The sequence below is a fragment of the Nostoc sp. ChiVER01 genome, from assembly GCF_034531155.1.
Classification (GTDB): domain Bacteria; phylum Cyanobacteriota; class Cyanobacteriia; order Cyanobacteriales; family Nostocaceae; genus Nostoc.
Genome location: NZ_JAVRBS010000012.1, coordinates 105345 through 116790 on the forward strand (window position 1 = coordinate 105345; position 11446 = coordinate 116790).

At 42.5% G+C, this 11446-nt stretch carries 8 protein-coding genes and 1 tRNA gene; 6 read left to right on the top strand and 3 right to left on the bottom strand.

From position 1 onward, the window contains the following. The first annotated feature begins 41 nt into the window (after positions 1-41). The 5 genes from RMY00_RS17410 (at position 42) to ftsH2 (ending at position 6385) form a co-directional block, all read left to right on the top strand. Entirely contained in the window at positions 42-1568 is a 1527-nt protein-coding gene (locus RMY00_RS17410) for a serine/threonine-protein kinase (protein WP_322648717.1), read from the top strand. A 110-nt stretch (positions 1569-1678) separates the two neighbouring features. Beyond that, positions 1679-1752 (top strand) — tRNA-Asp (locus tag RMY00_RS17415). Between the two features lie 138 nt (positions 1753-1890). Then, a complete protein-coding gene (gltX, locus tag RMY00_RS17420) occupies positions 1891-3336 on the top strand; it encodes a glutamate--tRNA ligase (protein ID WP_322648718.1) in 1446 nt (481 codons plus the stop codon). Positions 3337-3646: 310 nt separating this feature from the next. Continuing rightward, positions 3647-4141, top strand: coding sequence for a hypothetical protein (locus tag RMY00_RS17425; RefSeq protein WP_322648719.1), 495 nt, complete (start codon positions 3647-3649; stop codon positions 4139-4141). A 357-nt stretch (positions 4142-4498) separates the two neighbouring features. Next, positions 4499-6385: an ATP-dependent zinc metalloprotease FtsH2 gene (ftsH2, locus tag RMY00_RS17430; RefSeq protein ID WP_322648720.1), complete on the top strand. Its 1887-nt coding sequence runs from the start codon at positions 4499-4501 to the stop codon at positions 6383-6385. A 195-nt stretch (positions 6386-6580) separates the two neighbouring features. On the opposite strand, the gene RMY00_RS17435 is transcribed toward ftsH2, so the two are convergent. After that, on the bottom strand, positions 6581-7750 hold the full coding sequence (locus RMY00_RS17435; RefSeq protein WP_322648721.1) for a hypothetical protein: 1170 nt from the start codon (positions 7748-7750) through the stop codon (positions 6581-6583). Between the two features lie 109 nt (positions 7751-7859). Beyond that, a complete protein-coding gene (locus RMY00_RS17440; protein ID WP_322648722.1) occupies positions 7860-9164 on the bottom strand; it encodes a glycosyl hydrolase family 18 protein in 1305 nt (434 codons plus the stop codon). A gap of 144 nt (positions 9165-9308) precedes the next feature. On the opposite strand from RMY00_RS17440, the gene RMY00_RS17445 reads away from it, so the two are divergent. After that, a complete protein-coding gene (locus RMY00_RS17445; RefSeq protein WP_322648723.1) occupies positions 9309-9887 on the top strand; it encodes a hypothetical protein in 579 nt (192 codons plus the stop codon). Positions 9888-10084: 197 nt separating this feature from the next. On the opposite strand, the gene RMY00_RS17450 is transcribed toward RMY00_RS17445, so the two are convergent. Beyond that, positions 10085-11395, bottom strand: coding sequence for an aminopeptidase P N-terminal domain-containing protein (locus tag RMY00_RS17450; RefSeq protein ID WP_322648724.1), 1311 nt, complete (start codon positions 11393-11395; stop codon positions 10085-10087). Positions 11396-11446 lie beyond the last annotated feature (51 nt).

The window sequence follows — 11446 nt, forward strand, 5'->3', positions numbered from 1 at the left end:
ATTGCTAACTTTAAATAGACTCAGCAACAGAGGTGAATAAAGTGAATAAAAGCCCATTTACATCTCCAAGTAGTACGGGCTTGCTTGCCAATCGTTATCAAATTAAGCAATTAATTGGTAGCGGTGGCATGGGTGAAGTTTTTTTAGCAAATGATATTTTGTTAGGAGGCACACCAGTTGCTATCAAGTTTTTGACTCAAACTGTTGTCGATAACAAAATGCAACAAGACTTTGCTCGTGAAGCCTTAATGAGTGCAGCTTTGAGTCAAAATAGTTTACATATAGTCCGGGCGTATGATTATGGTGTAAATGAGAAAGGAAAACCATATTACGTCATGGAATATCTATGTGGTAAGAGTTTAAAGGATTTAATTCCACTACCACTGCCCATGTTTTTGACTCTCTCACGCCAAATTTGTTTGGGCTTACAATGCGCCCATCAAGGTATTAACATTGATGGCAAAATTTGTCCGTTAGTTCATAGAGATATTAAGCCTGCCAATATATTAGTTATTCCCGATCCGATATTGGGACAGTTAGTTAAAATTCTCGATTTTGGTATTGCTAGATTTTTAAATTATGCATCATCAACAGCTAGTACAAGCAGAGGATTTAATGGCACTTTACCCTACTGTTCACCAGAACACCTAGATGGAGAAAAATTAGATAGTCGCTCTGATATTTATAGCCTGGGTGTGATGATGTTTGAAATGCTCACAGGCAAAAAACCTTGGCAACCAGAAACTGATTACTTTGGTGCTTGGTATAAAGCACATCACTTTGAGCAACCAAAAGCGATCGCAGATGTTCAACCTACTCTTAAAATACCTCAGAAACTAAATAATTTAATTATGTCCTGTCTTGCGAAAAAATCTTGCGATCGCCCCCAAAATATCGCTCAAATTTTGCAAGTCTTAAACAGTTTAGAAGAGTCTAATTATCCCAGTATACCTACAATACCTTCTAGTTCCATCCTTAGCCGTCCTTTAAATTCAGGTTTACCAATCACAGTAGAACAAAGCTGTCATAAACTTTTGTGGCCTCAAAATAAACCAATTCAAGAAATTGTTTTTCCCCAGCTTATAGACACCGCACAGGGAGCTATGACAGCCCTATGGTTGATGTTGCCTAAACAAGAAATCAAAAACTATGCACTTTCTACCCGTTACAACCACTTTATCTTTATGACATCCCCTCACCCAATGCTCTTATGGGTGACTGTACTCTACAATCGGCAATTGGCTCCTAAGTGGCTACCTTGCTACTTAGATATGCAAAATCCCCAAAATCTTAAGCTGGTAAGTTTACTGGCTGAAAATGAACACTATCCTTTGATTTTCTTTACTCTGGAAGCACCACATTCCTGCACCAATGTTCTCAGTAGCCGCATCGAGTCAACTCAGCGACAAATGTTGAAGAACTGGGCGCAACAAATTCATACTCTACCACCTGCTTCTCAACCCCAGTTGAGCAAACAGCTATTAAAGCAGCAGTATAAACAAATGCAATCTCGCATATTGCAGCATCTAGAATCACAGCCACAGGTTGTATTATCAAGCTCTATTTGAGGAAAAATCTGTACCTTGGAGAGACTAGACAAAAATAATTCCTAATTTCTAACTCCAAAACGCTTGACAATTAAAAAAAAAATAGTGATAATAGCAAAGTTGCCAAACAAGGGACTGTAGTTCAATTGGTTAGAGCACCGCCCTGTCACGGCGGAAGTTGCGGGTTCGAGCCCCGTCAGTCCCGTTCTAAATTTATGAGTAGTTAATCGCCGAATTGAATTTTGGTGATTTTAGATTTTGAATTACCCAAAAGGATTGACCCAGAATTTAGGGTTTGAATATAAGCTACATTTATCATGCTTTGCGAAAGAGAGAATTAACTGTGACTGTCAGAGTCAGAATTGCGCCGAGTCCAACCGGAAATTTACATATTGGTACAGCTAGAACGGCTGTATTTAACTGGTTATTTGCCCGCCACCACGGTGGGAAATTTATCCTGCGAATAGAAGACACAGATTTAGAGCGATCGCGTCCCGAATACACCGACAACATTCTTGAAGGATTGAGTTGGCTAGGGCTTAACTGGGATGAAGGGCCTATTTTCCAATCTCAACGCCTGGATTTTTATAAAGAAGCAGTGCAAAAACTGCTAGATCAAGGATTAGCCTATCGCTGCTACACCACTTCTGAAGAACTAGAAACTCTAAGAGAAGCTCAAAAAGCTAGAAACGAAGCTCCTCGCTATGATAATCGTCACCGCAATCTCACGCCAGAACAACGCGCCGCATTTGAAGCAGAAGGTCGCTCCTCTGTGATTCGTTTTAAAATTGAAGATGGGCGGGAAATTATCTGGAACGACCTAGTAAGGGGAAAAATGTCTTGGCGAGGTAGCGATTTAGGTGGTGATATGGTCATCGCCCGCGCCTCAGAAGAAGGAAGCGGTCAACCTTTATACAACTTTGTAGTTGTAGTGGATGACATCGATATGCAAATCACCCATGTCATTCGAGGAGAAGACCACATCGCCAACACCGCCAAACAAATTCTGCTGTATGAAGCAATGGGTGCAAAAATTCCAGAGTTTGCCCACACGCCGCTAATTTTGAACATGGAAGGGCGCAAACTTTCTAAGCGAGATGGTGTCACTTCCATTTCTGACTTTCAGCAAATGGGTTTTACTGCTGAAGGCTTGGTGAATTACATGACATTGTTGGGTTGGTCGCCACCAGACTCGACGCAAGAAATATTTACCTTAGAAGAAGCAGCCAAAGAATTTGGTTTTGAACGTGTAAATAAAGCAGGTGCAAAGTTTGACTGGGACAAGCTGGATTGGTTGAACAGCCAGTATATCCATAAGACGCCAGTAGATAAACTTACAGATTTACTCATACCCTATTGGCAAGCAGCTGGGTATAAATTTGATGGTGGAAGAGATCGCACCTGGTTAGAACAGCTAGTAACTTTAATTAGCCAGAGTTTGACTCGTTTAGTAGATGCAGTACCTCAAAGCCAACTGTTTTTTACCGACACAGTTGAATTTAGCGACGAAGGTAGTACACAACTGAAGCAAGAAGGTTCTACTGCTGTCCTTGAAGGAATTGTCACAGCTTTAGAAAATCAGCCGCAACTGTCAGAAGCTGCCGCCCAGGACATTATCAAACAAGTGGTGAAAGAACAAAAAGTCAAAAAAGGCTTAGTAATGCGATCGCTCAGAGCAGCCTTAACTGGAGATGTTCATGGCCCCGACCTTATACAATCTTGGTTACTACTAAATCAGATTGGTTTAGATAAGTCACGCTTGAGTAAGGCAATAACAGAAGCTAATTAGCGATTACAACAACGAATTTTAGATGGATTTGGGAGTAGGGATAATACGGTTCGGATAAACAGGAAAGGAAAAAGAGTTATTGCAATTTCTCTTCCCCTGCTTCTCTTCTCCCCCTGCTTGCCTCAACAGATAAGATAACTTTGTTACCCGAACCATATTGGGAGTAGGGAGTGAGAAATTATAAGAATTTTTTCCCTATTTCCTATTTCTTAATTTCAAATCTAAAATAGGTAGTCAATTATCCTCACGTTGGGAACTTGGTGTGTAAAATTCATGTCTTCAAAAACACTTAGAAGCGAACGTAATTACAATGCCAACAAAAGCGCTCAATAGTGGGATGAGATTATCGTTCATGATAGTTATGCTGTTCATCACATCAACAGTAAATGCTGCCGTTGATGCTGAGGAAACGCCAACGATATTTGGAGATGTCACCATTAGCCCTCAGTTTTCTCCAGATCCCTTGACAGTTCGCGGGATGAGTGGTGGTTCAATATCTGGGAGTCAAGTAGGTGCCAGAAGTGAAACAGCCACTGGGCCTTGCACCGGCTTTGTTGATGAAACACCAGACCACACATTAGTGCTAACAAGTAAATTTGATTACCTAAAGCTGCAAGTACAAAGTCCTGAAGACACCACCATCATCATTAAGGGGCCTGGTGGTACTTGGTGCAATGACGATTTTGATGGCAAAAATGCTGGCATGATTGGTGAATGGCTGCCTGGAAATTACGAAGTTTGGGTTGGTTCCTACGAAAAAGACAAGTATCTTCCTTACACTCTACAAATTACAGAAGTTAAGTAGGGAATGGGGAATGGGGCATTGGGCATTGGTTATTTTCCTCATCTTCCTCACTCTCCCATAATGATGATTAAGAGAGGCTGGAACGACACGAAGAACATTCTGGAGAAATTATCCGTGTCTTTGCATCCCGTTGCGCTCTCTTTTCTCGTGCGATTTTGTATTAAAATTAAGTTAACTTTGATTAAGATTCTTGTTGGCATCGCCATAATGCTCTAATTGCCTTATGGAGTGCATATAAGAGATCAAATTAAACAAAATGGATTTATAGACATCCGTTTAACAGCTTAAAGTGACAGAGTGATGAACATTCGGTTGCTGAGGCTAATGAGTTGTATAGGCATCTAGAGGCAAATTAAGATGAAATTCTCTTGGAAAGTCGTAGTACTCTGGACATTGCCTGCTTTGGTAATTGGTTTTTTCTTCTGGCAAGGGGCCTTTGCAGGCGCTCCTACTGACATGAGTAAGAATGCAGCCAATACGCGCATGACTTATGGTCGCTTTCTAGAATACTTAAATGGCGATCGCGTCACCAGCGTGGATCTGTACGAAGGCGGTAGGACAGCAATTATCGAAGCCCGCGATCCAGACATCGAAAATCGTGTCCAAAGGTGGCGTGTGGATTTGCCTGTTAACGCTCCTGAGTTAATTAGCAAGCTCAAAGAAAAAGACATCAGCTTTGATGCTCACCCGATGCGTAATGATGGCGCAATTTGGGGATTGTTGGGCAATCTGATATTTCCAGTTTTATTGATTACTGGGCTGTTCTTTTTGTTCCGGCGTTCTAGCAACCTCCCCGGTGGGCCAGGCCAAGCGATGAACTTCGGCAAATCCAAGGCGCGTTTCCAAATGGAAGCGAAAACCGGGGTCAAGTTTGACGACGTAGCCGGGATTGAAGAAGCCAAGGAAGAATTGCAAGAAGTTGTCACTTTCCTAAAGCAGCCAGAAAGATTTACCGCAGTAGGCGCACGGATTCCCAAGGGAGTGCTATTAGTTGGGCCTCCTGGAACTGGTAAAACTTTACTAGCAAAAGCGATCGCTGGTGAAGCAGGCGTACCTTTCTTCAGTATTTCCGGTTCGGAATTTGTGGAAATGTTCGTTGGTGTGGGTGCATCCCGCGTCCGCGATTTGTTCAAGAAAGCTAAAGATAATGCCCCCTGTATCATCTTCATTGATGAAATTGACGCAGTTGGACGCCAACGGGGTGCTGGTATTGGTGGCGGTAACGACGAAAGAGAGCAAACCCTCAACCAGTTGCTCACCGAAATGGACGGGTTTGAAGGTAACACTGGCATCATTATTATTGCTGCTACCAACCGTCCCGACGTACTAGACTCAGCATTGTTACGTCCCGGTCGCTTTGACAGACAAGTAACTGTCGATGCACCCGATATCAAAGGGCGTTTGGAAATCTTGCAAGTCCATTCACGCAACAAGAAATTAGATCCTAGTGTATCTTTGGATGCGATCGCTCGCCGCACTCCTGGATTTACTGGTGCTGATTTAGCCAACTTACTCAACGAAGCAGCAATTTTGACTGCGAGAAGACGCAAAGATGCTATCACCCTCCGCGAAATTGATGACGCGGTGGATCGGGTCGTCGCTGGGATGGAAGGCACTCCTTTGGTAGACAGCAAGAGCAAGCGCTTGATTGCATACCATGAAATCGGACACGCTTTGGTTGGCACTTTGTTAAAAGACCATGACCCAGTACAGAAAGTTACCTTGATTCCACGCGGACAAGCGCAAGGTTTGACTTGGTTTACTCCCAACGAAGAACAAGGGTTAATTTCTCGTTCTCAGTTGAGAGCAAGGATTACTGGTGCTTTGGGCGGTCGCGCTGCTGAGGAAGTAATTTTTGGGGCTGCGGAAGTTACAACTGGTGCGGGTGGAGACTTGCAACAGTTATCGGGAATGGCACGGCAGATGGTAACTCGTTTCGGCATGTCCGACTTAGGCCCACTTTCGTTAGAAAGCCAGCAGGGTGAAGTGTTCTTGGGTCGTGACTGGACAACCCGATCTGAGTATTCCGAATCTATCGCCTCTCGCATTGATGGACAAGTGCGAGCGATCGTGGAAGAATGCTACGAAAACGCTAAAAAGATTGTCCGTGACCATCGCACTGTCACTGATCGCTTAGTCGATTTGCTCATCGAAAAAGAAACCATTGACGGCGAAGAATTCCGCCAGATTGTGGCTGAGTACGCTGAAGTACCTGAGAAGCAACAGTACGTACCGCAACTGTAATAGTTAGCTGTAGTCAGCAATGCTCACTTAATATTTTGCAAAAGTTGGGGATGGTATTTACCATCCCCAACTGATTTTTTAGCTATAGAATGAAGTATTTTGCGATCGCGCAGCGTCAAGCCTCCGGCTTATCGCCCTCAAAAATCCACTTGTAAATGTTTGTAGTTAAACGCTCCGGCTTAATGGAAGCAGGAATTAGAATTCATCGTGATCTGGAGGTCTACCATCTTCAATTAAAACCTTTATATTATATCCCCCCGATTTCCCACCAAATTCATCTTCATATTTATTTACTTCCTTGGGCTTTGATTTCAGTTTAGATGCCAAATCTTTTATTCGGTTTTGGTAGTAGTCGTTGTCGATCCAAAGTCCGACTTTACCTCCTTTACGCAACATCCTTGCAATTTCATTTGCATTATGTTCGGTAAGTGGAGCACCTTGCATGGTAATGTAATCAGCAAAGCCATCAGCGAAAGGATAAAACTCACTATAATAATTAACCAAAACCAGATGAGGAATCTCTATTTTTGGGTATTGTGAATCATTTTTTTGATCATTAAGATTAATCGCTGTTCTAAAACCGGAAACTACGCCATCTATCTCGTGGTATCCTTCTCCTCCCAAATCGAGGTGTATCTTTTGTTTTCCAATATTCAAATCACGACGGGATACTTTTTTCTTTCCTTTTCCTTTGGCAATCAGGTCGTTGATTTTTTCTACCAACTTAGTTAAAGACCCACAACTATCATCCTCAACATCAAATTGGCCCCGTATTCCAGACAAGCCCAAGGTGCTCTTAACAATTCGAGTGGGTCTATCAAACCATTGTCCTTTAATGACTGCTGAAGCATTGTTGCAAGCTTCCTCCCAACTCCCTTTAATGTCCAATAGTTGGGCTGAGTATTGCTTGGAACCATACCAAGTGCAATTCTCTTCCTTAAATTCACCCCATGTAGGGTTGCCTAAATTTTCTTTTTTAACATCAAATTCGCCCCACATTTCAATGCCTATGCCAAGAAATGTTATTTTCTTGCAACGAGTTGGCTTAGGAAAATATTGTCCTCTAATAACTGCTGGAGCATGTTCACAAGCTTCTTCCCAACCCTCCTTATTAGCACCGTATAAGCGGGCTGAGTATTGAGTTGTTTTACCATCAGCACTGGGCTTGTCTTTCTTAAACGCGCCCCAATATGCCTTGCTATATAAAGCATCATTGAACTTTAAATCTGAACTTGAAGATAAATTATCTTTTAATCCTAGTGGTGAAGATGAACGATCTTTTAATCCTGGTAATACTGGTCTTGTGCTTGGGTTATCTAAAATCTTTTTGATTGCGTTCTGCAATGGAAAACGGTTTGAGTCCATACTAATAATTTAACTCCGTAAATTAGCATCATCTGTAATCAACGAAATACCAAACTGAACCAATGTGATTATCAAGGTGATTTTGATTTCTCACACAGGTGCAGCAGAACTATTTATTATTAAAGTTATCTAAATCAATCGCCCATACCATTGCACCTCCCAATTCTTTTTCAATCAAATAACTGACTTTATAACCAAGTGATTTCGGGTTGTCATAACTTACCCAAAGTCCGGTTTTAGTGCTGTAGGCGTAGGGAGTCAAAGTGGCATCATCCCACTTTTGGACATTGAGTTCGCCACTGGCAATTTTCTCAAGAATTTCATAATAAGCGAGAATACCAGGGGTAGCTGTCGCTGCGCCTGCGGGGCCTGGGCCGCTAAAAGGCTTTCCGTAGCCATCGGTACGGTCTGCAACAACATAACTTCGTCCGTAGGTGGGCATTCCTAGCACGATCTTTTCCTTGGGAATATTTGCTTTGAGGTAAGATTCCACCGTATCTTTGATGCAAAACGTACCATTGGGTACGGAATCTTTCAAAAGAGGCGCGTTGACTCCTGTTCCCATTGTCTTGGGATCGTCAAAAGCCCCGTGGTAGTCGTAGGACATGACGTTGAACCAATCTAAATATTGACCACATTGAGCCAACCATAGAAAGAATTGGTCGCCCGTTTTGCTACCCTTGGGTACAGCAGCAGAAGCTATAGTGATGATAAAATTTTGCCCAGCAGTTTGACGGAACTCTTTGAGCAGTGTTAGGTAATTGTTGTAATCGGCATCTTGACCACCGCGTGCTGAGTCTGCGGGATATTCCCAGTCGAGATCAATGCCGTCAAAGCCGTACTTTTTAGCATAGGCGATCGCAGAATTAATAAACTGCCTCCTACCATTAGGATCGGCTGCCATTTTGCTAAATAATTTGCAGGTAAAGGGGCCGTAGGGGTGAGCGGTTCCGGCTGACTCAGGCGTGTCATCGCAACTGTTAAAACTCCAACCACCAATTGAGAGAATGGTTTTGAGGTTGGGGTTTTTCTTCTTTAAATTCTGCATCGCCGGGTACAGAACTGTCTGATCGTTCCATTCCACTGGTTGAATTGTGTAGTCACCTGTATAGCGTTGGTTTCCGGTTCGTGTTGATGGATCGACACTCCAACTCACAAAGCCGAACATCCCAAAGGCAAAGTTGATGTGTGTAAACAGCGAGGGGTCAATTTGCTCGGGAAAAAACTTCCCTCCGCCTTGGCGGTATTGTGCCCAGTTGCCAAAGTAACCAACAAATTTATATCTTTTAGATGTACTGCTCAAGGCTTGAGCAGTGAGAGTCTCAATCAGAGGTGCGCTTCCTGCTGCTACGGCTCCAGCTGCAAAACCGCCTGTGACTTTGATAAATTCACGTCGGGATAGACCATCAAACATAATGATATCCTGCAAAGAGAAAAAGCACTGTGCTTAACTATAAGTGGCCTAGGAAATGAAGATATGCAGGCTACTTACAATTTTGACAGTATTACATTACCATTTGTAAGCGTATAATATCAAGCTAGTTCAGCGCGGAGAATAATGTCAATTATCAATAGACATCTGGTGAAAAAAAATGATGGCAAAGTTAAATTATTGACTCTTAGTACTGCAACACTTGCCTTTTATTGTTTAATAATTGGGACAGTGCTAGCACAGACAAAACTGACAAATCAATCAAAATTGTCCATTAATGGTGTCGGACAAGTTAGAGTTGGGATGACTGTTTCCCAAGCGGCAAAGGCTGCTGGTACTAAGCTAGTGGGCGATACACCTAATAAAAATTGCTACTACGTTAAACCACAAAACGAACCTAAAAATCTTTTGTTTATGGTTACAAAAGGTCGCATTTCTAGAGTAGATGTACGGCAGAATACCCAAATTACTACCCTTAAAGGTGCAAAAATTGGCGACACGGAAGCGCAAATCAAGTCTTTCTATCCAGGACAAATTAAAGTCACACCTCATAAATACGTCCAAGGCGGACACTACTTGACATTTATCCCGAAAGATCGTGCTAACCAGAACTATCGTGTGATATTCGAGACTGACGGTAAGCGTGTCACTCAGTTTCGGTCAGGTAAACTACCAGAAGTTGAATTTGTTGAAGGCTGTTCTTGATCTGAGATATCATCAAACTTATGGTGTAGTTACAACAGGAACAGGTTGGAAATTTCTCAAACTTTGTGAGAATACCATTTTTATTGATAAGAAGGATTACTTTATTAAAGAAATAGACAAAATCTTAAGAATTCTGACAACGATGATGGCTTGTCCGCAATTTTAGCTTGGGGATGGTACACACCATCCCCATTTTTTTATCTTTCCACTTCATCCACTGCTTTGGGAACTCCCGCAGTTAACACTTCATGTCCATCAGATGTAACTAACACATCATCCTCAATCCGAATACCAATGCCAATCCATCGAGGATCAGTCTCTGGTTGATCTTCTGCTAGTTTAGTATCAGGCACAATATATAGTCCTGGTTCAACTGTCAAAATTTGACCTGGTTGTAAAATCTGCGATTTGTCTTCACCGTGCTGGTAAACTCCCACATCATGCACATCCAAGCCTAACCAATGACTGGTACGGTGCATATAATATGGCTTATACTTTTCTTCTTCAATTAACTTATCAATTTCACCTTTGAGGATGCCAAGTTCAACTAAACCTTCCGTGAGAACGCGCACTGCTGTATCATGAACTAATTTGAAGGGATTACCTGGTTTTACTTGAGCGATCGCTTGTTTTTGTGCCTCTAAAACAATCTCGTACAGCGTCTTTTGTTCAGACGTAAATTTACCCCCAACAGGAAATGTCCGGGTAATATCCGAGTTGTAATAACCGTAAGCACAACCGGCATCAATTAGCAGTAATTCTCCATCCTGCATTTGCCGATTATTTTCAATGTAATGCAGTACGCAAGCATTCACGCCTGAAGCTACAATTGAAGGATAAGCTGGCCCCATTCCACCCCGGACTCGAAAAATGCGTTCCATCTCCGCTTGAATTTCGTACTCATAACGTCCGGGTGCAGCAATTTCTTGGGCGTAATTGTGTGCTTCAGTTGCGATTGCAGCTGCTTGACGCATCAACCTCAACTCAGCTTCACTTTTGATTAGTCTCATGCTGTTGAGAACAGGGCCAGTATCTTCAATGGCGATCGGCCCAGTACCGCGTTTAGGATAAGTTCGTAGTAAACTTTGGTAATGTCGCAGGATTTTGTCATTAAAAGTGCGATCGCGTCCTAAATGATAGTAAATCCGGCTGGCTTTTTCCAAATACTGCGGCAACTTTTCATCTAACTCGCTAATGGGGTACGCTTCATCAGCACCATAAATTTCCTTGGCTGCATCTACCCCAGAAAGATAACCAGTCCATACTTCCTTTTCGCGATCCTTCGGTTGGACAAACAGCACAAACCGATGTTCTGAATGATGCGGCGCTAACACCGCTACTGCCTGTGGTTCATTAAAACCAGTCAAGTAGAAAAAATCACTATCTTGGCGATAAACATACTCGACATCGTTGTGCATCACTGCCATTGGCGCACTGCGAAAAATGGCTGTGCCATCACCAATTTTTGCCATTAACTGCTCACGACGCTGCCTATATTCTGCTTGCATAGCTGATGTATATATTAAGTTATTGTGCTATTTTACACTTACTACAGCTAC

What these genes read in the sequence shown, in the direction of transcription:
- RMY00_RS17425 (WP_322648719.1), top strand. Translation starts at nt 3,647, where the DNA reads ATGCCAACAAAAGCGCTCAATAGTGGGATGAGATTATCGTTCATGATA.
- ftsH2 (WP_322648720.1), top strand. Translation starts at nt 4,499, where the DNA reads ATGAAATTCTCTTGGAAAGTCGTAGTACTCTGGACATTGCCTGCTTTG.
- RMY00_RS17435 (WP_322648721.1), bottom strand. Translation starts at nt 7,750, where the DNA reads ATGGACTCAAACCGTTTTCCATTGCAGAACGCAATCAAAAAGATTTTA.
- RMY00_RS17440 (WP_322648722.1), bottom strand. Translation starts at nt 9,164, where the DNA reads ATGTTTGATGGTCTATCCCGACGTGAATTTATCAAAGTCACAGGCGGT.
- RMY00_RS17445 (WP_322648723.1), top strand. Translation starts at nt 9,309, where the DNA reads ATGTCAATTATCAATAGACATCTGGTGAAAAAAAATGATGGCAAAGTT.
- RMY00_RS17450 (WP_322648724.1), bottom strand. Translation starts at nt 11,395, where the DNA reads ATGCAAGCAGAATATAGGCAGCGTCGTGAGCAGTTAATGGCAAAAATT.